General features: G+C 44.6%; 21 protein-coding genes. 11 read left to right on the top strand and 10 right to left on the bottom strand.

Annotation, left to right across the window (positions count from 1 at the left end; translation table 11 throughout):
- Positions 1-140 precede the first annotated feature (140 nt).
- The gene (locus FKQ60_RS02075) at positions 141-467 is read left to right on the top strand and encodes a metalloregulator ArsR/SmtB family transcription factor (RefSeq protein WP_170905922.1); all 327 of its coding nucleotides are present in this window, start codon (positions 141-143) and stop codon (positions 465-467) included.
- Between the two features lie 51 nt (positions 468-518).
- Here the strand turns inward: FKQ60_RS02075 and FKQ60_RS02070 are convergent, their stop codons facing one another.
- On the bottom strand, positions 519-2,243 hold the full coding sequence (locus FKQ60_RS02070) for an SgrR family transcriptional regulator (protein WP_249374262.1): 1,725 nt from the start codon (positions 2,241-2,243) through the stop codon (positions 519-521).
- Positions 2,244-2,490: 247 nt separating this feature from the next.
- Between FKQ60_RS02070 and FKQ60_RS02065 the strand changes: the two genes are divergently transcribed.
- Positions 2,491-2,682, top strand: a complete 192-nt coding sequence (locus FKQ60_RS02065) for a hypothetical protein (RefSeq protein ID WP_170905921.1) — start codon at positions 2,491-2,493, stop codon at positions 2,680-2,682.
- 376 nt (positions 2,683-3,058) lie between these two features.
- Complete coding sequence (gene arsB / locus FKQ60_RS02060) at positions 3,059-4,075, top strand: ACR3 family arsenite efflux transporter (protein ID WP_161429854.1); 1,017 nt, start codon at positions 3,059-3,061, stop codon at positions 4,073-4,075.
- A 153-nt stretch (positions 4,076-4,228) separates the two neighbouring features.
- Here the strand turns inward: arsB and phoU are convergent, their stop codons facing one another.
- The 5 genes from phoU to FKQ60_RS02035 form a co-directional block, all read right to left on the bottom strand.
- Positions 4,229-4,972 carry a phosphate signaling complex protein PhoU gene (phoU, locus tag FKQ60_RS02055; RefSeq protein ID WP_158138588.1) on the bottom strand — a complete coding sequence of 248 codons (744 nt, stop codon included), beginning with the start codon at positions 4,970-4,972 and terminating at the stop codon, positions 4,229-4,231.
- Between the two features lie 24 nt (positions 4,973-4,996).
- Positions 4,997-5,803: a phosphate ABC transporter ATP-binding protein PstB gene (gene pstB, locus FKQ60_RS02050; protein WP_249374266.1), complete on the bottom strand. Its 807-nt coding sequence runs from the start codon at positions 5,801-5,803 to the stop codon at positions 4,997-4,999.
- Positions 5,804-5,842: 39 nt separating this feature from the next.
- Complete coding sequence (gene pstA, locus FKQ60_RS02045; protein WP_170904624.1) at positions 5,843-7,213, bottom strand: phosphate ABC transporter permease PstA; 1,371 nt, start codon at positions 7,211-7,213, stop codon at positions 5,843-5,845.
- Between the two features lie 16 nt (positions 7,214-7,229).
- Positions 7,230-8,615 (bottom strand): phosphate ABC transporter permease subunit PstC, encoded by a 1,386-nt coding sequence (pstC, locus tag FKQ60_RS02040; RefSeq protein ID WP_154167834.1) that lies wholly within the window; start codon positions 8,613-8,615, stop codon positions 7,230-7,232.
- A gap of 71 nt (positions 8,616-8,686) precedes the next feature.
- On the bottom strand, positions 8,687-9,709 hold the full coding sequence (locus FKQ60_RS02035) for a substrate-binding domain-containing protein (protein ID WP_170905920.1): 1,023 nt from the start codon (positions 9,707-9,709) through the stop codon (positions 8,687-8,689).
- Between the two features lie 326 nt (positions 9,710-10,035).
- On the opposite strand from FKQ60_RS02035, the gene FKQ60_RS02030 reads away from it, so the two are divergent.
- From FKQ60_RS02030 to arsJ, 4 genes are all read left to right on the top strand, one after another.
- The gene (locus FKQ60_RS02030; protein ID WP_154167837.1) at positions 10,036-10,377 is read left to right on the top strand and encodes a metalloregulator ArsR/SmtB family transcription factor; all 342 of its coding nucleotides are present in this window, start codon (positions 10,036-10,038) and stop codon (positions 10,375-10,377) included.
- A gap of 69 nt (positions 10,378-10,446) precedes the next feature.
- On the top strand, positions 10,447-11,448 hold the full coding sequence (locus tag FKQ60_RS02025) for an ArsJ-associated glyceraldehyde-3-phosphate dehydrogenase (RefSeq protein WP_158138584.1): 1,002 nt from the start codon (positions 10,447-10,449) through the stop codon (positions 11,446-11,448).
- Positions 11,449-11,458: 10 nt separating this feature from the next.
- On the top strand, positions 11,459-11,953 hold the full coding sequence (locus tag FKQ60_RS02020) for a cyclin-dependent kinase inhibitor 3 family protein (protein ID WP_154167841.1): 495 nt from the start codon (positions 11,459-11,461) through the stop codon (positions 11,951-11,953).
- 54 nt (positions 11,954-12,007) lie between these two features.
- On the top strand, positions 12,008-13,234 hold the full coding sequence (arsJ, locus tag FKQ60_RS02015) for an organoarsenical effux MFS transporter ArsJ (protein ID WP_154167843.1): 1,227 nt from the start codon (positions 12,008-12,010) through the stop codon (positions 13,232-13,234).
- Positions 13,235-13,372: 138 nt separating this feature from the next.
- On the opposite strand, the gene FKQ60_RS02010 is transcribed toward arsJ, so the two are convergent.
- Positions 13,373-14,269, bottom strand: coding sequence for a 1-aminocyclopropane-1-carboxylate deaminase/D-cysteine desulfhydrase (locus FKQ60_RS02010; protein WP_170905919.1), 897 nt, complete (start codon positions 14,267-14,269; stop codon positions 13,373-13,375).
- A gap of 506 nt (positions 14,270-14,775) precedes the next feature.
- Between FKQ60_RS02010 and FKQ60_RS02005 the strand changes: the two genes are divergently transcribed.
- The 3 genes from FKQ60_RS02005 to fabV all read left to right on the top strand — a co-directional run bounded on the left by FKQ60_RS02005 (position 14,776) and on the right by fabV (position 19,197).
- A complete protein-coding gene (locus FKQ60_RS02005; RefSeq protein ID WP_170905918.1) occupies positions 14,776-15,402 on the top strand; it encodes a TetR/AcrR family transcriptional regulator in 627 nt (208 codons plus the stop codon).
- Between the two features lie 61 nt (positions 15,403-15,463).
- The gene (locus tag FKQ60_RS02000; RefSeq protein WP_170905917.1) at positions 15,464-17,746 is read left to right on the top strand and encodes an acyl-CoA dehydrogenase; all 2,283 of its coding nucleotides are present in this window, start codon (positions 15,464-15,466) and stop codon (positions 17,744-17,746) included.
- Between the two features lie 248 nt (positions 17,747-17,994).
- Positions 17,995-19,197, top strand: coding sequence for an enoyl-ACP reductase FabV (gene fabV, locus FKQ60_RS01995; protein ID WP_170905916.1), 1,203 nt, complete (start codon positions 17,995-17,997; stop codon positions 19,195-19,197).
- Between the two features lie 101 nt (positions 19,198-19,298).
- Here fabV and FKQ60_RS01990 read toward each other — a convergent pair whose 3' ends face one another.
- Both FKQ60_RS01990 and FKQ60_RS01985 read right to left on the bottom strand, forming a co-directional pair.
- Positions 19,299-20,981, bottom strand: coding sequence for an aspartate:alanine antiporter (locus FKQ60_RS01990; RefSeq protein ID WP_004395033.1), 1,683 nt, complete (start codon positions 20,979-20,981; stop codon positions 19,299-19,301).
- Positions 20,982-21,160: 179 nt separating this feature from the next.
- On the bottom strand, positions 21,161-21,427 hold the full coding sequence (locus tag FKQ60_RS01985; RefSeq protein WP_004395034.1) for a GrxA family glutaredoxin: 267 nt from the start codon (positions 21,425-21,427) through the stop codon (positions 21,161-21,163).
- Between the two features lie 267 nt (positions 21,428-21,694).
- Here FKQ60_RS01985 and FKQ60_RS01980 point away from each other — a divergent pair, with 267 nt between their 5' ends.
- Positions 21,695-22,948 carry an iron-containing alcohol dehydrogenase gene (locus FKQ60_RS01980; protein WP_170905915.1) on the top strand — a complete coding sequence of 418 codons (1,254 nt, stop codon included), beginning with the start codon at positions 21,695-21,697 and terminating at the stop codon, positions 22,946-22,948.
- An 81-nt stretch (positions 22,949-23,029) separates the two neighbouring features.
- Here the strand turns inward: FKQ60_RS01980 and FKQ60_RS01975 are convergent, their stop codons facing one another.
- Positions 23,030-23,884 carry a MurR/RpiR family transcriptional regulator gene (locus tag FKQ60_RS01975; protein WP_004395036.1) on the bottom strand — a complete coding sequence of 285 codons (855 nt, stop codon included), beginning with the start codon at positions 23,882-23,884 and terminating at the stop codon, positions 23,030-23,032.
- Between the last annotated feature and the right edge of the window lie 61 nt (positions 23,885-23,945).

The raw sequence follows: 23,945 nt of genomic DNA, 5'->3' as shown, positions 1-23,945 counted from the left end.
GTCAACCAAGGAAACCGTTAAGACGGTGCTTTGCTTTTTACTTTTTGCCAATGAGTAAGGAAAAAAACAGCATTGAACTTTGACTTTTTGCTTCGAAAGTCTTAATCTCAAACACATTCGTTTTTTCATATGTGTTTGTTATGTGTGATACGTTAACCTTCTATAAATCATTAGCTGAAGAGACTCGGCTTAAATCATTATTGCTGATCAGCCAGCATCGAGAACTGTGCGTGTGTGATTTAATGACCGCACTCTCTCTCAGTCAACCCAAAGTCTCTCGTCATTTAGCCGAGCTACGTAAAAACGGTTTGGTGATTGATGAGCGGCGGGGCAAATGGGTCTATTACCAAATTAATCCACAATTACCGAATTGGATGCGTGAGGTATTAATGATGTCGATGGAAAACAATCGATCACTGATAGCAAAAGAGAGCCAAACGATTAAACAGTACTCCTGTACCAACTGACTCAATTTGTTTCTTGATTTATCTATATCGGATGTTTTCGACCAATATGCGTTAACTACTAGTCCAGACCTGCTTTAATTCAGGCCATCCCCAAGTTGTTAAAGCGACATTGTGAATTAAATCGTGGAAATGTAGCACTTGTTGCTCGTGATAGAGTGGTTGCAAAACACCATGATGGATCAAAGTTGCTACCAAAGGCTCTAATACCACAAGGTACTGCTCTATACAGACGTTTGCACGTATATCCGCTAACGATTGACGTAGCCATTTACTGGCCAGATCATCCAGCGCATGGTGAAGCAGCGGGTTACTGTAAAGAAACTGATAGGCACTGGTATGACGATTATCATCTAAGTTAATACTGCTCAAGATTAGGGTTTCATTGAGAGTTCCCTGTGCTGCTTTTTGTTGCAAGGTTTGATAGTCGTAACTGTGGATGATGACTTGAATACCGTGATCAGCCAACCGCTTAGCTATCGCTTCAGCACACTCAATCAATGTCACGTAGTTGTATACGGCCATCGTCATTGATGTCGGTAATGGGCACTGAGTGGCGGGGAATCGAGATAACTTGGTCCAACAAGGCAATAAATGATCCGCGGGAGTGAGGTTTGAGTGCGCTATATCGCTCAATAACCAGTTTGGCTCAAGCAAGCTAAGTAACCATTGGCGTTGCTGGTCGTCGAGCGGTAGGTCAGCGTGGTGATTATTTAATAAAAAAATCGCCCCCTCTTCTTGGCGAGAGAATTGATTAATTTGTTCGTTTTCAATCTTCGGAGATTCTGCCGATACGTAATATTGGCAGCTTCGGCCAGCGTGAGGAATGGCGTCGGTTGCAGTTGTTACATCTTGGTCGAATAGCCAGATAGTAATTTGGTCGCATAATGAACGGCAGCCATAGTATCGATTGAAAGCGTGCAGCACTAATTGCTTATCGGTATGAGTATAAACTTTGAATGCGCCACTACCAATTACGTTGGAGTTGGACTGCTGAAGCTGTTTAACTGGTTGAATAGAATAACTGACACCGCTAATCAGACCCGCAAAGCTTTGATCAGGAGCGGTGAATTCAAACAGTATTTCCCGCGGATGCGGGGCACTAATGCGTTTTAAATGAGCAAGTTCATGCTGATAATTCGCTAAGGATTTTAAGCCTGAAAAGAGCTCGACAATGCTTTGCGCATCGATCATTTGTCCGTCATGAAAAGTTAGCTCAGGGCGTAAATAAAAGCGCCACTGATAATTCTCAGCATCATAATGCCAATGGTGAGCCAGTTCCGGATGTACTTGTCCGTCAGCATCACAACGGACCAAGCAAGCGTAGATTTGTCGTACTAAAAAGCGTTCACTGTTACGTTGTGGATGATGAGGCAGCAGAGCTTGAAAGGGGCGGCGATAGGTCAATTGGATATGCAATCGTCCTTCGTGCATTGAAGCTCCTGAGGTTTGCTGTAATAGCCGAGCGAAAATCTGTTCATCTTGCTCCAAAAGATCCAAGGCCTTGTCATACTGTCCACGCAAAAGACAGTCACTGGCTAGAAGTTCTTTGAGCCGCTCAGGATCTTGCAATAAACACAGCGTTGAACGCTTATTTCGGCCAACCTTAGGCTGCCACGAGAGCCAGCCTTGTTGCTGCATTTGTTGTAGCAAGACACGCGCATAGCGCGGGCTACTGCATAATCGATTGGCAATCTCCTCTAACGTAGCACTGATGGGTTGTTCTATCGCATAACCATCGAAGCGTAAGTAATAACGATATAAATTAAGGATAGACAAAATAGGTTTCCTTTTTAAATTTTTGCTCCCTATTTAAGGGGGTAATGATAGATCGTTTTCCATTAAGAGCCATCTTATGGTCTATTTAAAGCTTTCATGAGCTCTTTCAGTCCATTGTGTATTGACGGTGTCAATGAGTCATTCGATTTATTTTTAAATAGGGATATAAAATAAATTATCCTGTCAGTTTTTCTTTTCCTTAAATCTAGCATACTAAAGATATCCCAAGCCAGAAGAGGATACCATAATGCCAACCACATCAGCCGTTGCTCGCTCAAGCAAACCTATTGAAACGGGGTCTGTTGTTCACCCGCAGCCATTAACAGAATACTACTTACAACGCTTAGCGGTATGCCAATCTCGCTCAGAAAAGCAAGCGCTATTCGCTTTGATCCAACTATGCCAATGGCAACAAGAGATAAACAATAAATCTAACTGAATAACCGCATGGCACCTTATTTACGCCCGCTCCTGACCCCCATCAACAGGCAAGTAAGGTGCCATTTTTACGTTTTCTATTCATCGATATTTCTCGAAAACTTCACTTTGCTAGCTTGATTACGACTTCAACATCTTGTGCTTGACGAGCGTAAAATAAGACATATGATTTATCATATATCTGAAAAATCGAATGTGATGGTGCTCTATTCAGAGCTAAGTTACGCCACTCATGATTCGAATCGTTTGTTGCTAATAAGGTGAATCTACCGATGAAAATCACGCGCATCATCTTAATAATGGCTAAGCCAATCATTGATGATGCGTTATTTTTAGCTATTGAAATATGATGAATCGAAAATTTTAGGAGAAAAATCATGGGATTATTTGAGCGCTACTTATCCGTTTGGGTAGGGCTGGCGATCATTGCTGGTATTACACTTGGCTCAATAGCGCCGGATGTCTTTGCGATATTTGCTCGCTTTGAATATGCGCAGGTGAATATTGTTATCGCGGTGCTGATTTGGTTAATGATTTACCCAATGATGGTGCAAATTGATTTTTCTTCCATTAAAGATGTCGGTAAAAAGCCTAAAGGTCTGATACTGACTTTAGTGATCAACTGGCTGATTAAACCGTTCACCATGGCATTTTTAGGTTGGCTGTTCTTTAAGGTGTTTTTTGCTAACTGGGTCGATCCACAAACCGCCAATGAATACATTGCTGGGATGATTTTACTTGGTGTTGCCCCTTGTACGGCGATGGTGTTTGTCTGGAGCCAATTAACCAAAGGCGATGCAAACTATACCTTAGTTCAGGTTTCGGTAAATAATGTCATCATGATCTTCGCTTTTGCGCCTATCGCTGGGCTGTTGCTGGGGATGACCGATATCACCGTCCCTTGGGATACCTTATTACTCTCGGTGGTTTTGTATGTGCTGATCCCGTTACTCGCTGGAGTGTATACGCGCAAAAAGCTAGCTAAAAATAATGATCTGTCACGTTTAAACGCTTTTACCGCAAAAATGAAACCTTGGTCGATAATTGGTTTGTTAGCAACCGTAGTGCTGCTATTTGGGTTTCAAGCCGAGACCATTCTCTCTAAGCCTTTGGCGATTGTATTAATTGCCATTCCGCTGTTGATTCAAACCTATGGCATTTTTGCGTTGGCTTACTTCGCTGCTAAGAAAATCGATTTACCACATAATATTGCCGCACCAGCGTGCATGATCGGCACTTCTAATTTTTTTGAACTAGCGGTGGCGGTGGCAATTGCTCTGTTTGGGTTACATTCTGGTGCCGCGCTGGCAACGGTAGTTGGCGTGTTAGTGGAAGTACCCGTGATGCTAAGTTTAGTCTGGTTTGCTAATCGCACGCGTCATTGGTTTAATTAATCACCCGATCGATTGGTCGCTGCCGAATAGGGCAGCGTTATGGATTATTCCTTCAATAAAAAAACAGCCATCTCTTATAGAAATGACTGTTTTCCTCAGAGCTCTCAACCTCGATTCGATAGAGACTGAGTGCGTTCGTCGAGTCAGAGAGAACTAATACTTTTTGGCGAGTAGTTCAGCCATCTCTTGGTCGTTTTTATGGCGCACATCTAAACCTTTGACAAAGTAGATGGTGTACTCACAGACGTTGCGCGCATGATCGCCAATTCGCTCCACGGCGCGGCCTATCCAAGTGATCTCTAAGATGGTTTGGAAGTGAGAACAGTTAAGCAGCATATTTTGATTGTTTTGGCGTAAAATTTCGCTATAACTGTTATCAATATGCTTATCCAACATTGCGGCTTCTAAGGCCGCTTCGGCATTCATATCATGAAACGCATCCATGGATTTTTGTAGCATATTAATCACGTGAGCGTTGATTTGTTCGAACTCATCTTCTTGCAGTTCAATACCCTCAAAGTAATTTTTCTTTCCTGGATGCTGTTCTTTTAAACGTAGTACCGCGCTGGCAATGCGTTTTGATTGATCACCAATCCGTTCTAAATCCATGATTGCCTTCATGATGGAAAAGATTGCTCGTAAATCGCGTGCTGCAGGCTGGCGTTTAACGAGAATATCCACACATTTTTGGTCGATACTTAGCTCGAGTAGGTTGATCTGATGATCATTTTCTATTACCTGCTTAGCGAGTCGAGTATCACCAGTCATAAAGGCATTGAGTGCGTGGCGAACCTGCTCTATCACTAAGTCGCCCATGTTAACCACAGAATCGACAATCGAGCGTAATTCGCTGTTGTAACTGTGTGAGGTGTGCCCATCAATACGATGAGTTGGCATAAATCTCTCCTGAAAAATTGTGAATTAACCAAAGCGACCCGTGATGTAATCTTCCGTGCGGCTATCACGCGGGTTGGTGAATATTTCTCGTGTATCATTGAGCTCGACAAGATTGCCCATATGGAAAAATGCGGTTTTATCGGAGACACGCGCTGCTTGTTGCATATTGTGCGTGACCATCGCGATGGTGTAGCTGCCTTTCAGTTCATCAATCAAGTCTTCAATGATTGAGGTCGCAATAGGGTCGAGTGCCGAACACGGTTCATCCATTAAGATGACTTCAGGATTGACGGCAATCGCGCGCGCAATACAAAGGCGTTGTTGTTGACCACCAGACAGCCCAGTTCCGGGAGCAGAAAGGCGATCTTTGACTTCATTCCACAGTCCTGCACGGCGTAAACTGTTTTCAACAATTTCTTCTAAGTCGGCTTTATTATCGACTAAACCGTGCAAACGGGGCCCATAAGCAATATTTTCGTAGATGGATTTTGGGAATGGATTCGGTTTTTGAAAGACCATACCCACTTGCGCACGGAGTTGTACGACATCAAGGCTCGGGTGATAGATATCTTGCCCATCCAAGGTGACGGAGCCTTCAACGCGTGCGCTATCAATGGTGTCATTCATGCGATTTAAACAACGTAGAAAGGTCGATTTACCACAACCGGAAGGGCCAATAAACGCGACGACTTCATTTTCTACAATATCCATGTTGATGCCATGCAAGGCTTGTGATTCACCATAGAACACTTTGACATCACGGGCGGCCATTTTGGAATTTTTTACCGCAGTGGATGACGATGCTTTACGCACAATATCAGGGTTAATCATCGGCTGTTTATTCATTACTGCTTCACTTATCATGTTGGATTACCACCGTGTTTCAAAGCGTCGACGTAACCAGATGGCCAACGCATTCAGACTAATCATTAATGCTAGCAATACGATGATTGCAGCAGAGGTTCTTGCTTCAAAGAAGTTACGGAGTTCATTACCTTGCCATAAGAAAATTTGCACTGGCAGAGCGGTTGACTGATCCATCGGCGTACTTGGAATACTGGCAACAAACGAGTTCATACCGATTAATAACAGCGGTGCGGTCTCGCCCAATGCTTGTGCGATACCTAAAATCGCCCCGGTCAAAATGCCTGGAAGAGCCAGCGGCAGTACGTGGTGAAATACCGCTTGAGTTTTTGATGCGCCAATACCTAGCGCTGCTTGACGGATCGATGGTGGAATCGCTTTTAAGGTTGAACGAGTCGCAATAATCACCGTTGGCAGTGTCATCAGAGTTAACACTAAACCGCCGACAAACGGTGCCGATAATGGCAGTTTAAACCATAAAATAAACACCGAGGCACCGAGTAGACCAAACACAATTGAAGGAACGGCGGCGAGGTTATTAATGTTCACTTCAATAAAATCCGTCAGTTTGTTTTTCGGCGCAAACTCTTCCAAATAAATCGCGGAAGCTACCCCAATCGGTACCGCGAGCACCATGACGATCAGCATCATAAATACCGATCCCATAAATGCCCCCGCTAAGCCAGCCGACGCTAACGAGCTGCGTGAGTCGACATTCATAAATAAAGCGGTGCTAAATTTATTTTGAATCACGCCACGGTCTGCCAGTTCATCAGCCCAAGCACGCGTGCGAGCACTTAATTGCTGGCGCGAGTCGGGTAAATCGCGATCAATATTGCCTTTTAACCACACATCGACATTCGCATCGGCCAATAAATCTAAGCGTAGTGTTTTACCGACCAATGACGGGTCATTGACTAACATGTCGCGCAGTGCGAAACGTTCACCACTGGTGATTAAGCGTAATGCATCACGTTGATAGCGGGGCGCTTCCGGTATTTCTGTGGCTAAACTATTGACGATAATGCGGTTGAAATTGACCATGCCTACTTGACCTTGCCAAGCGAGTAGTCGTTGTTGAAATTCACCTGCGGATTCGCCACTGAGCTGAACGGGTTTCGGCTCAATATTGATTACCTCAGGATCGAAATAAACGTTCAAACTTACCGTCGCCTGCCAAAAAGCAGGAATGCCTTTGGAAAAAACGGAAACAAACAGGATCAATACAAAACTGAGGGCTAAGCCAACAGCTCCCATACCAAACGCTTTAAAACGACGTTCACTGGCATGGCGTTTTTTGAGTGATTTTGCAATACGCAGTTGTGTTTTCTCACGTAGCTTATTCGTATCGCTCATTGATTGAGTTGAAGTTGGCATAATACTGTCCATGAAATTACTCATATTGTTCGCGGTATTTACGTACGATGACTAACGCAATGACGTTAAGAAACAGGGTAATCACAAACAGCGTTAACCCTAAGGCAAAAGCCACCAGTGATTGCGGGCTAGAGAAATCTAAATCGCCGGTTAATTGATTGACGATTGTCACGGTCATCGTCGATACAGCTTCAAAAGGATTAGCGGTTAAGACCGGGCTATTGCCCGCAGCCAACACGACAATCATGGTTTCGCCAATCGCACGGCTGGCGGCGAGTAGTACGGCTCCGGTAATGCCCGGCAGCGCTGCGGGCAGGACGACTTTACGTATCGTTTCTGATTTTGTCGCTCCGAGACCCAGCGAGCCATCTCTTAAGGCTTTAGGAACTTGGGTGAGGATGTCATCGGAAAGAGAAGAGATGAACGGGATGATCATTAACCCCATCACGACCCCTGCTGTTAGAGCTGAGGTAGCACGGATATCAATATTGAAGAATTCACCTATCTCACTCAGAAAAGGGCCGACGGTGATCAGGGCAAAGAACCCGTAGACAATCGTTGGGATCCCTGCCAGTACTTCAATAATCGGTTTCGCTACAGAGCGAACTCGACTGGGGGCATATTCGGCTAAGTAAATCGCGGCCATCAAACCAACTGGAATGGCGACGGCAAGAGCGATAAACGCAATCATGAACGTTCCCGCTAACAGCGGTAGCATACCAAAACCACTTTGGCCGCTGGTGCCTACGGTTGAGAAACGCGGGTTCCATGTCGTACCAAAAAAGAAATCGAGTGGGTCAACAAAGCTAAAAAAGCGAAAGGCTTCTCCCAGCATCGACAGCACAATACCAATCGTCGTCAGAATGGCTACACCAGAACAGAGAATAAGTACGATGTGCAACGCACGTTCAACTTGGTTACGAGCACGTAAATCAGGGCGAATGCGACGGGTGCTAAAGACGACGCCTGTCGCAGCTAAAGTCGCCATTAAGCTACTTAAGATAACGTGACTGGTAAATTGTACCTGCTGTAGGTACTCAGCTGCTGCGATTTGATAATCACTGAATTCACTGACTACGGCAAAGCCGCTGGCTAAGTTATTCAATTGGTTCATCAATACACGAGCGTGATCGGCGGTAGCGGGTTGAAACTCGCTGGGGATACTGCTGAGCACTAAGTTTTGAATGAAATTAGGGGAAAATGTCGTCCATAAAACAAACACTAAAAAAGCGGGTACGACAGCCCAAAGTAGGGTCAATACACCGTGATAAACTGGACGAGAATGCAAGCGTTGAGTCTGCCCGCTGCTGGTTGATGCCACTCTTTTACTGCGCACTAGCCCGAGCTGATAAGCCAGAGCCATGACTGCCAGTAGTACCACCATTAGCATCATATTATTCATAATTGTGATTACCTTTTAAAAGCAATAGTAAGAGAGACGTTAATGCCTCTCTTACTGAATTATTACTTTATTTATAAAGTCTTACGGTTGCGAATGTCGTTTGAAACTTGCGCGCGCTCAGCGTCATCCATTGGGATTAGGCCAGCTTCTTCTAATGGGCTACCCATGCCACCAATCTGCTCACTAACAAAGAATTGCGCGTATTCAAGTAGGCCAGGGACAACACCAACGTGGGCATTTTTGATATAGAAGAATAAAGGACGAGAAACCGGATATTCACCCGTTGAAATGGTCTCTAAACTAGGAGTGACACCATCGACCGTTGCCACTTTTAAGCGGTCACGGTTTTGGTCATAGAAGCTGAGGCCAAAAACACCTAATGCGTTACGCTGTGCATCGAGACGAGCCAGTGTTTCTGTATAGTCACCAGCGACTTCCACCACGCGTCCATCGGTACGAATCGCGTTACAGAAGTTTTCTTTGGCTTTGCTATCCATGGCTTTGACTTCAGCAAACGTTGCACAACCCGGGTGGACAACTTTTTCTTCATACACTTCACGGGTGCCGTGGTTAGAGCCAGGGATCACTAATAAGATATCTTGATCCGGTAGTGAAGGATCAATCTGTTTCCAGTTGGTGTAAGGGTTATTAACCATTTTACCGTTTTGAGGAATTTGCGCTGCGCCTGCTTTAAATACATGTTCAGGTTTTAGTGCAAAACTGCCACTGTCGGTGCGTGAAGCAAAGACAATACCGTCGTAACCGATTTTCACTTCGATGACTTCATTCACGCCGTTGGCTTTACAGTTCGCAAGCTCATTGGGACGGATAGCACGAGAAGAGTTAGCAATATCAATGGTGTTGACACCAACGCCTTGACAAAACTGGCGAAGGCCGCCGCCCGAACCACCTGATCCAACAATCGGTGTATTAAATTGAGCAAAAGTTTGCCCAAACTCTTCAGCAACGATTGATGAAAATGGCAGCACAGTCGATGAGCCAGCAATTTGGATAGTTTCACGAGCCATTGCAGGTGCTGAGATAGCCGTGGCGATGGTTGAGGCAAGCAATAGCGCGTTGCGTCCAAACTTCATAGTATTTCCCTCGTTCATTCACATTGTTAACCGCTATGGCATCATGCCTTCAAATTGCGGTTGTGTTTGGTTTAACTAAAACGGATTTTGGGTGGTTTGTATGACAGTAAAATGGAAGTTATATGACAATCATGTGACAGTGGGGGTGTGGCATAACCCGGTTTCTCGGTCAGTCAGCGCAGATTAGCACTGGGGGATGACGCTCTGATGACATCAACAAGATGATCTTTTTGAATATGAAAATTTCATGACAACGGCTGGATTACCATTGACAGCGATTAGAAGGCAGTTAATATATTCGCATATCCATATAAGGTAATGAGCTTATGCTACCTCATCAATTTTTTAAACTGTTGGCTGATGAAACCCGAGTGCGTTGCTTATTAATGATCGCTCGTGAACAGAACCTCTGCGTTGCGGAGTTAACCGCGGCATTAGAAGAGAGCCAACCCAAAATATCGCGCCATCTTGCTTTATTAAGAGCGAGTGGCGTTGTCGTCGATGCCCGTCAAGGTCAGTGGGTATTTTATCGCTTATCTGATCAGCTACCTGGCTGGATGAAAAAACAGATCCAAGGTCTCGTGGATTCAAATTGTTTACGAGCGGAATACCAGCTTGATATTGACCGTTTGACGGCGATGAAATCACGTCCGCTATGTTGTGCCTAATTATCACCTTGCGATTTGAATCGATTTCAAATGGCTTGGATAAATTCATCATTATTAAGGAAATAAATCATGACGATTAAAGTAGGAATTAACGGTTTTGGCCGTATTGGCCGTTTGGCATTGCGCGCGGCTTATGATTGGCCAGAGCTGGAATTTGTGCAGATCAATGATGTAGCTGGCGATGCGGCAACGTTGGCACACTTATTGGAGTTTGACTCTGTGCAAGGTCGTTGGCATCACCCTGTCTTGGCAGATGGCGACAGCATCATGATTGGTCAACATAAGATTCAAACCTCTCAACAAAAAGCCATTGATGCCGTAGATTGGTCAGGTTGTGATGTGGTGATTGAAGCGACGGGTAAACATCGTAAAACGGAGTTACTTAATCTGTATCTTGCTCAAGGTGTTAAGCGAGTTGTCGTTTCCGCCCCAGTAAAAGAGCCGGGTGTAGCGAACATTGTCGTCGGTGTTAACGATCATATTTTTAACCCAGATCAACACCGAATTGTTACGGCGGCATCGTGCACGACCAACTGCATTGCACCGATTGTTAAAGTGATCCATGAAAAATTAGGCATCGAGCAATCCTCATTTACGACCATTCACGATTTAACCAATACGCAAACCATTTTAGATGCGCCGCATAAAGATCTGCGCCGTGCTCGTGCGTGTGGGATGAGCCTTATCCCAACAACGACCGGCTCAGCAACCGCGATTGTCGAAATATTCCCTGATCTGAAAGACAAAATTAATGGTCATGCGGTACGAGTACCACTGGCTAATGCATCACTGACCGATATTATTTTTGATGTTAAACGTGATACCACCGCTGATGAGGTTAATGCTTTGCTTAAAGCGGCATCAGAGAATGAACTGCAAGGTATTTTAGGCTTTGAAACACGTCCATTGGTATCGATTGACTATAAAGGCGATCAGCGTTCAACGATTGTTGATGCGCTATCAACCATGGTGGTGGGTAAACGGATGGTGAAAATTTACGCTTGGTACGATAACGAAATGGGCTACGCAACGCGTACCGCTGAACTGGTGCGTAACGTTGGCTCAGTATAAGGAAAAGACAATGACACATCCAACTTGGGAACTGCCGATTACCGATCAAGCCGGGCTGATCCTCACGCCTTGTCCGGGCACAAAACAAACGGCGCTGACCGAAAGTATCGCACAATTAAAGGCGCAAGGAGTCACGGTTGTGGTGACCGCGCTGAGCCAACAAGAGATGCAAGAACATGGCGTTGGCCAATTGCCAGAAGAGGTAGAGAAAGCCGGATTGCTTTGGTTACATGCCCCAATCGCTGATGATTGTGCACCGGATGAAGCGTTCCATGTTCGCTGGCAACACATTGCGCCTTTAGTACATAAAGCCTTAGGTCATGGTGATAAAGTGGCGTTGCACTGTATGGGGGGCTCGGGTCGTACGGGATTATTAGCCGCTCATGTTTTGCTTGAGAAGGGCTGGCCACTGGAAACGATCATTGCCAAGGTGCAGGCTTTGCGTCCAGGTGCTTTCACTAAAGCGGATCAGGTCGATTATATTCATCAGTTTGTCGGTCAATAACCCCCTAGTAAGAGCTGCATTGATGCAGCTCTTTTTCAAAAAGAGTGATCATCCATGTTGTCCCAATTCAATCACAATGTTCGTCAATATATGCTGGTGACGTTCAATTACTGGAATTTTACCATTACCGATGGCGCATTGCGCATGTTGGTGGTGCTGTATTTTTATGATTTAGGTTATTCGACGTTAGCGATCGCTTCGTTATTTTTGTTCTATGAATTTTTTGGCGTGGTGACCAACTTAATTGGTGGCTGGCTTGGTGCAAGGCTTGGCTTAAATCGCACCATGAATATTGGCTTAGGGATGCAAATCATCGCGTTATTAATGTTAGCCGTACCTGCCGCGTGGTTGACGATCCCGTTAGTGATGGCAGCACAAGCGCTCTCTGGCATTGCCAAAGATCTCAATAAAATGAGCGCAAAAAGTGCCATTAAAACGTTGCTGCCAGATGATGCACAAGGGGCGTTATATAAATGGATAGCTATTCTGACTGGGTCAAAAAATGCGTTGAAAGGCGCTGGTTTTTTCCTTGGTGGTGTCTTGCTCTCGCTGATCGGTTTTCAATATGCAGTGCTGGCGATGGCTGGCGTATTATTGGCCGTCTTTGTTGGCAGCATCGTTAGTCTACAAGCCGATATTGGCAAAGCCAAAAATAAACCCAAATTTTCAGAAATTTTTTCCAAATCACGTAGCGTGAATATTTTATCGGCGGCGCGGATGTTCTTATTCGGAGCCCGTGATGTCTGGTTTGTGATCGCTTTACCAATTTATCTTGGTAGTGTATTTGGCTGGGATCACAGTGCCGTGGGCGGATTTTTAGCCTTGTGGGTCATTGGCTATGGTGTTATCCAAGGGTTTGCGCCGAAAATCACCGGTAGTGCTTCTGGTCAAGTACCGGATGGACGTTCCGCCATGGGGTGGGCCGCCTTATTGGCTTTAGTGACCGGAGTGATTGCTTACAGTATTCAGGTCCAATGGCATCCGCAAATGGTGATCATCGGGGGATTATTACTTTTTGGTGCGATTTTCGCGGTTAACTCATCCTTGCATTCTTATTTAATTGTCAGTTATGCCAAGGGAGATGGCGTGTCATTGGATGTTGGTTTTTACTACATGGCCAATGCGATGGGGCGCTTGATTGGCACCATTTTATCTGGTTGGATATTTCAAGAGTGGGGATTAGCCGCGTGCTTATGGGTTTCTTTTGCTTTCTTATTACTGACCACCTTAATTTCGATTGGCTTACCAAAAGTCAAACCACAGGATAGATTAGCGACCTAAATTGACTGGCATGAGCTTGTTCGTTGAGGCTGCAGTTAGATGGATAACCGTTGGTATGCTACCCCATCAAACTGCAGCTTCTACTTTTTTGCTTTCACAGTATCTCTGTCGGCGGTAGACGTTTTCTCGTTCTATCCTTTATTCCCCACACAAACGCTGATAACGAGGTAGCATACTTTCATTGCCTAACAAACCGCCTTGATGAATATAGATCAACGAATATTGTTGGTTGTTCGGTAGCCAATCAAGTAAACAGCGCCACATCAATGGGTCGTACAGCAAATCAAACTCAACATGAGTTTGCTCATAGAGCTGCTGCCAAATTTGATAATCCTCGCGATATAAATGGCCAAAGTGATGTTTACGCGAAGGTTCGATAATCGTTGGATAAAGGGTATCTGCGAGTTGTTGCCACTGTTGGCGTAAATAGTCCGCACCACCGACACAAGGACAAGTAATCACTTGGATATCATGAGGTTGCAGTGCCTTTTGTAGGTAGAGCGAAGTCGCTCCGGTGCCTGAGGGTAGGGCAATGATCCATTGTTGCTTAGGTTGCTGCTGGATCCATTCAAGTAATTCAAGTGCTAACTGTTTGACGCCATATTCTGCTAAAGGTGATCGACCACCTTCTTCAATAAATAGACAATCTTGATCCGGTTTACGTTGTTGAACGATGTAATCATAGGGATGTGAGATAGCTTGATCTTCAGTGCTGATAACTTGCGCACCCAGTTCGAGCGCGGCCCGATAGTTACCGATTGGCCGTTGTTGCAGCCACTTAGGGATCCGATGAACATAATATTCTAATTTCCAACCACGAATCGCTGCGAGTCCTGCCAGTGAATACAAAGAATTGGCTTGCACGGATCCATAGCTAATTAAAGTGGTGATCGCCGGCGCTTCCAATTCGAGTAGACCAAGAAATTTACGCGCTTTATTGCCGCAAAATTGTGGATGCAATTTATCATCACGTTTTAAATAGAAATCCACACCTTGAAAGCGATGCTGGGTGATTGGGCTATGAGAGAGCTTCATGAATTCATGGAGTATTAACAAGTCAGCAGAGCATTATACGCTTTCTTAGCCATTAGCGGTATGAGATGCAAAAAAAAGCCCAGAACAAAATGAACTGGGCGGATACAAACATAGGAGTTAATAAGGAAAAAGCAGCATTTACCTTGCCACTTGAAGCATCGACGGGATCCGCTCAACCTTCAAGTCGTATCGGTATCGTGTAGTTGCCAGTGACCAAGAAAGTTCGACGGCCGTAAAACTCTGAATGCTCTACCAACTACACTAAGTCAGACTGGATGAATAACAAAGAGTTCCCAAATAATAGAAAAATGATCAAAAAAAATGATTATTTCTCTTTGCTCTCCTTTAAGAGCCTAAGAGTGCAGGATGATGTGGATGACTGATTGATTTTGTCTCGCGGCGAAAACGTCTGGTCGGACCATGTTTAAAAAGTGTGATGTTAATTGCTTGTTAATCTCGTGTTTCAAAGGTATATTTCAAACAGTTGTTTGATACGGATGATTGAAATGGCCCCTAAGAGCAGTACCAAAGAAAAAATACTCGATGTAGCAGAAGGGCTATTTGCTGAGCATGGTTTTAATGATACCTCTCTTCGTACCATTACTAGTAAAGCTAACGTCAATCTGGCGTCGGTGAATTATCACTTTGGTGATAAAAAAACGCTGGTACGAGCGGTACTAAATCGTTACTTAGAAGCATTTATGCCAGCTGTTAAACAGTCATTAATGGCGTTGAATGAGCAAGAACGTTACAGCATGGAAGAAGTCTTTGAATCGTTACGTGGTCCCTTAAAAGCGTTGAGTCAAATACGCCCAAGCGGTACTAGTCGTTTCATGCTGTTGATTGGCCGAGGTTATACCGATGTACAAGGTCATTTACGTTGGTTTATCACCACTCGTTATGACGACGTTCTCAGCTTATTTACTCAGTCAGTGATGAAGGCAAACCCCAATTTAACTCGCGAGACGCTGTTTTGGCGGCTGCATTTTACCCTTGGGACCTGTGTTTTTACCATGGCATCCAGCCAAGCTTTAGCGCAAATAGCTGAAAATGATTTTGCGACTAAAGTTGACGCTAACTCAATGATTGACCAGATTATTCCTTATTTGGCTGCTGGAGTGGCGGCCAAATAATTGAACCAAACGAAACTATAATAAGTATAAATCTTAACCAGTGAACAAAAGGATCGGAATTATGAGCTCTCTAAGAAGAAAATGGATTAGTGACCCCGCTTTCAAACTTTTTAAGCAAGTGTTGCCTCCGCTGTCTGCAACCGAAAAAGAAGCCATGGAAGCCGGAAGTGTATGGTGGGATGGGGAGTTGTTCTCTGGTAAGCCTAACTTTACAACGCTACATCATTATCCTAAGCCAACTCTCACGGCGGAAGAGCAATCATTCATGGATAATGAGCTTGAAACGCTACTCGGTATGATTGATGACCATAAAATCATCAAACACGATCGTGACCTACCCAAAGAGGTATGGGATTATCTGCGTAAAGAGCGCTTCTTCTCATTAATTATTTCTAAAGAATATGGTGGCCGTGAATTCTCGGCATTGGCCAATTCAACCATCGTATCGCGTATTGCGACGCGCAGTATCAGTGCTGCCGTTACCGTGATGGTGCCTAACTCTCTAGGCCCTGGTGAACTGCTTTCTCATTATGGTACTCAAGAGCAGAAAGATTATTGGTTGCCACGTTTAGCTGATGGTACCGACATTCCTTGTTTTGCATTAACGGGTCCAGAAGCAGGCTCCGATGCTGGCGGCATTCCTGATCAAGGTATCGTGTGCTACGGCAAGCATGAAGGTAAAGAAGTCTTAGGTATTCGTTTAACGTGGAACAAACGTTATATTACGCTTGCCCCGGTTGCTACCGTTCTTGGTTTAGCGTTTAAACTGAACGATCCGGATGGACTGCTCGGTGATAAAAAAGAGCTCGGTATTACTTGTGCCTTAATTCCAGCCAACCATACCGGTGTGGAAATTGGTGAGCGTCATGACCCGCTCGGTTTAGCGTTTATGAACGGACCAACTCGTGGTAATGATGTCTTTATTCCGATGGAATGGCTGATTGGTGGCGTGGACTATGCTGGTAAAGGCTGGCGTATGCTGGTTGAATGTCTTTCTGCTGGGCGGGGTATTTCTTTACCGGCTCTCGGTACGGCGATTGGTCACCTCACTTCTCGTACTACAGGAGCTTATGCTTATGTTCGTAAGCAGTTTGGTATGTCGATCGGTAAGTTTGAAGGCGTTGCAGAAGCGCTCGGTCGAATTGGTGGTTTGACTTACCTACTCGAAGCGACACGCACCTTGACAACAACCTCTCTCGATATGAAAGAGCGTCCTGGGATCATTACCGCGATTGCTAAATACCATATGACAGAAATGGCGCGAACTATCTTAAATGATTCAATGGATATTCATTCAGGGCGTGCAATTCAAGATGGGCCTATGAATTATCTATCGACCCATTACCTCGGAGTTCCCGTTGCGATTACGGTGGAAGGGGCCAATATCCTGACCCGTAACCTGATGATCTTTGGTCAAGGTGCGACGCGTTGTCACCCTTATGTTCTTAAAGAGATGGAAGCGGCTGCTAACCCAGATAGCGAACAAGCCGCGAAAGATTTTGATAAGTTATTGTTTAAACACATTGGTCATGCAGTCAACAATACCTTTGGTGCTTTTGGTGCTGCTCTGACGGGTTCACGATTCATCAAAGCGGAGATGAGTGGGCCGACCCAAGGGTATTATAAAGAAATGACTCGTTTAAGCCGTGCCTTAGCGGTTAGCGCCGACTTTGCCATGTTGACTCTGGGTGGTGAGTTGAAACGTAAAGAGATGATCTCTGCGCGTTTGGGGGATGCACTGAGTTTCCTTTATATGGGGTCAGCGGTTCTAAAGCGTTACGAAGATGAAGGCCGTCAACAAACGGATCTCGATTACGTGCACTACGCGATGCAACACTGTTTACATCATGCTGCGAAAGCCCTGGGTGATACTTATCGTAATTATCCGATTAAAGCGGTCGGTGGATTATTAAAAGGATTGATATTCCCACTAGGTAATCACTACCAAGCGCCTAGCGATACACTTACCGTCAAGATTGCCGAAAGTTTAATGACGCCGGGAGCCCATCGTGATCGCTTAACCCATTTGTGTTACATCGGCAAAGATGAAGATGATAGCGTCGGCTTAATGGAAAAAGCTTTCCTTGCTATGTATAGCGTTAAAGGATTAGAGCGACAAATGAATAAAGCGGTGAAAGAAGGTAAAGTGGCTCGTAAAGGACCTTTGACTGAGCGTCTTGCTCAAGCGAAAGCGGCTGGTGTCTTGACTGAAAATGAAGTTGAAGCGATTTTAGCCGCAGACAAACTGCGTTCGAAAGCGATTCAAGTGGACCATTTCAGCCACGACTTAAGCGAAGTGCGCACTCACAACGTTAATCCACCAAAACTGAATAATGTGGCATAACTCATCCTATTCAATTTGCTAATGTCTTAAGGCCTCTTTTGAGGCCTTATTTTTTTGCTGTTAGTGGTACAGTAGCGCTGATTTTTTGTGATTGGTCTTGTCTTGCGTGTTTAAGATAGGATGATCCTGAACCATTTAGGTTAAGAACAGCTCCAACCACTCAGTAAAAAAGTGCTTTTGGGCAGAAATAAGATGCGAAGTGGCGCTGAAACTTTTATCCTAACCGAGATTTTTGAAGGAAGTTGAATATGATCATCAAACCTAAAATTCGTGGATTCATTTGCACAACCACTCATCCAGTGGGCTGTGAAGCGAACGTAAAAGAACAAATTGCTTATACTAAAGCACAAGGCTCGATTAAGAATGCACCCAAACGTGTGCTGGTCGTTGGCTCCTCTAGTGGCTACGGCTTATCTTCACGTATTGCTGCCGCCTTTGCTGGTGGTGCTGCAACGATTGGCGTCTTTTTTGAAAAACCGGGTACGGAAAAGAAAACCGGAACCGCTGGGTTTTACAATGCGGCCGCGTTTGATAAGTTAGCTCACCAAGAAGGTTTATATGCCAAGAGCCTCAATGGTGACGCCTTTTCTGATCAAGCTAAGCAAAAAGCCATTGAGTTGATCAAACAAGACCTAGGTCAAATTGATTTAGTGGTTTATTCATTGGCCTCTCCGGTACGCAAGATGCCAGATAGCGGTGAAGTGGTTCGTTCGGCCCTGAAACCAATCGGTGAAACCTACACCGCTACTGCGGTTGATACCAATAAAGACATCATTATCGAAGCCAGCGTTGAACCTGCCACTGAACAAGAAATCAACGACACCATCACTGTGATGGGCGGTCAAGATTGGGAGTTGTGGATGCAAGCGCTTGATGATGCGGGCGTTTTAGCGGACGGTTGTAAAACAGTCGCTTATAGCTACATCGGTACTGAGCTGACTTGGCCAATTTATTGGGATGGTGCATTGGGTCGTGCGAAGATAGATTTAGATCGCGCAGCGCAAGCATTAAATGAAAAATTAGCCGCTAAGCAAGGTAGCGCTAATGTGGCCGTGTTAAAGTCGGTTGTCACTCAAGCCAGCTCGGCGATTCCTGTCATGCCGTTATACATCGCAATGGTCTTTAAGAAAATGCGTGAAGAAGGCATCCACGAAGGGTGTATGGAGCAAATCTATCGTTTGTTCAGCCAGCGTTTGTATAAAAACGATGGTTCAGCACCAGAAACGGACGATCATAACCGTCTGCGTCTCGATGATTGGGAGTTGCGTGAAGACATTCAGCAGCACTGCCGTGAGTTATGGCCGCAAATCACGACTGAAAACCTAAAGACGTTAACAGACTATGAGCTTTATAAAGAAGAGTTCCTTAAGCTGTTTGGCTTTGGTGTTGAGGGTGTTGATTACGATGCCGATGTCAGTCCAGAAGTTGAGTTTGATGTGATCGATATCTAATCGATATCCGTTCTGATAGTAAAGATAGTAAAAAAGGCGCTTTATGCGCCTTTTTTGTTTAGCTTTTATTCCTTTTAACGATACTCATTGATTGAACCGTTTTAGCTGAGAATGATCAAAATGGTACCAGCAAGCGTCATCAAAATATTGGCAATCGCGTAAGTGCCTGCATAGCCAAGCGCTGGGATGGTCGATTTGGCATAATCATTGACGATATCCATCGCCGGTGCGCAGGTACGAGCGCCAATGATCGCTCCAAAAAGTAAAGCACGATTCATTTTTAATAGGTAGGCTCCGACCAAATAAGCAAAGACCACGGGGACAACACTCACGATAAACGCTAAGCCAATCACTTGCGGACCAACTTCGGTTAAGTGTTCAAACATCCGTCCGCCAGCGCTTAAGCCGATACCCACCATAAATATCATCAGTCCTAGATCTTTGACCATGTTTAATGCACCTTGCGGGACATAACCAAAGGTTGGATGGTTGGCTCGTAAAAAACCAAGCGATATACCGGACAAAAGCAGGCCGACGGCATTGCCTAGGCTAAAGGAGACTTGGCCAAAGGTCATGGTAATTAAGCCAAAGAGAATTCCTAAAATGAAAAAGCTACAAAAAGCCATGAGATCGGCCATCTGACTATGAATGGAGATAAAGCCGATTCGTTCGGCTAGACCTTTAACGCGACTTTTTTCTCCACTGACCTGAAGTACATCGCCTTTCGCCAGCACAATATCGAGATCCATCGGCATTTCAATTTGTGCGCGCACCACGCGGTTCAAGAAACAGCCATATTCCGAGAGGTTTAAATCAGACAACCTTTTTCCGGCAATACTGTCACTTTTGACGACAATTTCTTCTTCAGTGATCCGTAGGTCAAGTAAGTTTCTATCAAACACTTCTTTACCATTACGAAAGCTTGGATCAAGGCGCGCATGACTGTCAGGAAAACCGACTAAGGCAATTTCATCGCCTTCTTGCAAAATGGCATCACCATCAGGGTGGGCAAGAATACCATTACGACGAATACGCTCGATATAGCATCCAGTTTGACGATAGATACCAAGCTCTCGTAAATTTCTGCCATCAATCCAATTGGTTAGCTCAGGGCCAACCCGATAAGCACGAATGATCGGCAAATAGACCTTACGTTGTCCGCTGCCGCCAATTCCCCGTTCTTGAGCAATTTGTTGCGCTGAATCAGAGAGATTTTGTTTTTGTAATTTAGGCAGTAACTTTGCAAACATGATCATACTGATCAGGCCAATCAGATAAGCCATCGCATAGCCGACCGAGACATTTTCTAAAATCAAGGTCAGATCCATATTACGAGGAATATTGGCTAGCCCAGAGTTCAGGGCATCCTGTGCGCCAACCAACACTGGAGTCGACGTTAACGCTCCGGCCATCATCCCCGCGGCTAAGCCGTAATCGAGATTAAAAAAATGGCTGGCGGAATAGGTTAAACTGGTGGCAGTGACTAACACCACTAAACTTAAAATTAAGTAGTGTTTACCATCACGAAAGAAGATACCAAAGAAGTTTGGTCCCGCTTCAATCCCCACACAATAAATAAACAACATGAAACCAATCGTTAATGCTTCGGCATTAAACGAGAAGCCCAAATGCCCCATCACTAAAGACGTGATCAACACACCGATGGAGTTGCCTAATTGCAAACTGCCAAAGCGAATTTTGCCAAAGGCCAAGCCAATGGCGAGGACAACGAAGATCAATAAGATGGGATTTTGTTCTAACAACAGTACGACGTCGATATTCACAATTTAGCTCAATGTTGGCATGCAAGGGGAGGATGATTAAATTGTGACGATTGTATCGTAAATAGGCAAAAAGATAAGTGAATTTTTTCAGGGCAAGGTCATTTTTTAATAAATAATCCATTAAAAAACCCGCTAAACATCAGCGGGTTGACTAAGATTAGAAATGGTGTATCGAAAGCTTATTCGTCAAATAGACCTAAATGCTCTTTTGCATAGGCTTCAAATTCAGTGCAGCCGCCAATATGCTCTTGATCAATAAAAATTTGTGGCACCGTTTCAACCGGTTTACCCACGGTTTTTTCTAGATCGGCTTTAGTAATACCTTCTTCATGAATATCAACATAACGGTAGTTGAAGTCATCACGTTTCGCTTTTAAGGTTTCTGCGTGCTCTTTTGCACGGACACAATATGGGCAAGCCGGGCGGCCAAAAATCACTACGAACATCACTTTCTCCTCTGTTTCGTTTGCGCCACTATGCCCGATTCGAATTAGGAAATAAAGTGTCATTTACCAGTTGTTTTAATAGGTAAAATTGATTGGATAATTTATGCCCAAGTTAAATAAAGCAGCGATAGTCATGCCATCTATTGTGATGTCGTGCATAGTCTGAGATGAAGTTTGAGTTATTTAGCAACAGGTTGCACTGAGTCAAAAATTTTTTTTACAAAGGAAAGCACACTGAATGCTATCAAAGTGATTGGGGGAGGGCACATGTTTCAGTTTATGACATCGAATCGAATTGTATTCGGTGCGGGTGCACTGCAACACTCGCTATCGCTGATCAATCAATACGGTTACAGCGTTCTATTGGTCTCAGGTAAAAACGTGCAACGCGCTCAAATGATCAGTGATTACTTGCAACAGCAAAAGATGCCGTACCAACATGTTGCGATCTATGGCGAGCCCAATATTACTATGGTAGAAGAAGCGGCAATTGTCGGACGACGTTTTCGACCACAAGTCGTGATTGCTATCGGTGGTGGTAGCGTTTTAGATATGGGCAAAGCTTTAGCGGCGATTATTCCTAATCAAGGAAATGTGTATGATTATGTTGAAGTTGTTGGTCGTAATGTGCCACTCAAAGCAAAGCCACTGCCGTTTATTGCGATTCCAACCACCGTCAGTACCGGCTCTGAAGTCACGAAAAACGCAGTGTTAAAATCTGGACAAGATAAAGTTAAAGTGAGTTTACGTAGCCCAGAGATGCTGGCAGTCATGGCGATTATCGATCCGAGTTTAACCTATGGCACCGATCGTTATACGTCTGGTCGTGGTGCAATGAAGGCTTTTACTCATCTCATGGAGGCTTACGTTTGTGGTGATCCCAATCCTTTAACGGATATGATCTGTGAAGAGGGATTACGCCGTTTATCACGTTCAACGCTTGCTGCGTGTTGTTTGGATGATAAGCCTGCTCGTGAGGATTTATCTTTTGCTGCGATGTTGGGCGGGATGGCAATCACTAACGCTAAGCTAGGTGCTGCGTATGGATTGGCCTCTGCGTTGGGAGGTAAACTCGACGCGCCGCACAGCGTGATCACCGCTCGTCTTGCCCCTTACGTTATGAGAGAGAATATTCATGCGGCGAAAAAGGCTCAGCGAGCGGATGTTTTACAGCGTTATTACCGAATCGCTCAATTATTAACGAAGCGTAAAAATGTCAATATTGATGACAGTATTCTTTGGGTTCAAATGATGCTCGACAAATTACTACTACCGACGTTGAGTCAATTTGGCGTGTGTTCGACTTCTTTCGAGCAAGTTGCGACGGATGCTCTGCGCTCACAAGCGATCAAAGGCAATCCACTACCGTTAACTCATGAGAGGTTAGTGTATATTTTACGTCAAGTTTGTTCATGTTCTAAATCAGAAACGCAGAACATTATCCCGCCTTTGGTTACCGAGAAAAGATTGCAGTGGATTTATAATTCTCGCCTTGTCGAAGGAAGTGAACAAGGAAGCTAAAAAGTAGAAAGAGAATGGAGCTATTCATCTTATGACCATGAATAGCTCCATTCTATTTTTAGGTTGGGGGAGAGAAAAGAATTAAAACTGCGATAATTTATCGTAGCGAGAGTCTTTTAACACGTCTTTGACGCGTTTGAGGTTTTCTCTAAAACCAGAACCTCGGCGTAAAGTAAAACCGGTCGCCAACACATCTATCACCGTCATCTGCACAACTCGACTCGCCATCGGCATGTAAACATCAGTATCTTCAGGGACATCAAGACAAATCGATAAAGAACTCGCTTTATCTAATGGCGAGTCTTTTGCTGTGATTGCAATAACCGTTGCGCCATTTTCTCGTGCAAGATTAGCAATTTCGACTTGGCTTTTTGTCCGTCCTGTATGAGAAATAAGGACGATCACATCATTATCAGTACAGTTAATACAGCTCATCCGCTGCATAACAATATCTTCAAAACAAGAGATTGGAATATTAAAACGAATGAATTTGTTTTGTGCATCACGCGCAACGGAGGATGAAGCGCCTAAACCAAAAAACGAAATGCGCTTCGCTTGCGTTAATAGGTCAACGGCTCGGTTAATTTGCATTGGATCGAGACTATTTTTGGCCACATCCAAACACGCCATGGTCGATTCAAAGATCTTATGGGTATACGCATCAGGTCCATCGTCTTCTTCCACATTGCGATTCACGTAAGGCGTACCATTTGCCAAACTTTGCGCTAAGTGTAACTTGAAATCAGGGAAACCTTTGGTATCGAGTCGACGACAAAAGCGATTCACCGTTGGTTCACTAACATCGGCCATTTTGGCCAGCGTCGCAATACTGGAATGGATCGCGGTTTGCGGGGAAGCCATGATCACTTCAGCTACCTTACGTTCCGATTTGCTGAAATTTTCTAGATTTTTTTGTATTTTTTCTAATGTATTCATAGTGTTCACGCGGGCCTAGAGAACAACTCATTGGGATTTTTAGGTGTCTTGTCATCATAAA

Origin of the sequence: Vibrio sp. A11 (assembly GCF_013048705.1) — a bacterium.
Classification (GTDB): Bacteria; Pseudomonadota; Gammaproteobacteria; order Enterobacterales; family Vibrionaceae; genus Vibrio; species Vibrio metschnikovii.
This window is presented reverse-complemented; position numbering and strand designations above follow the sequence as displayed.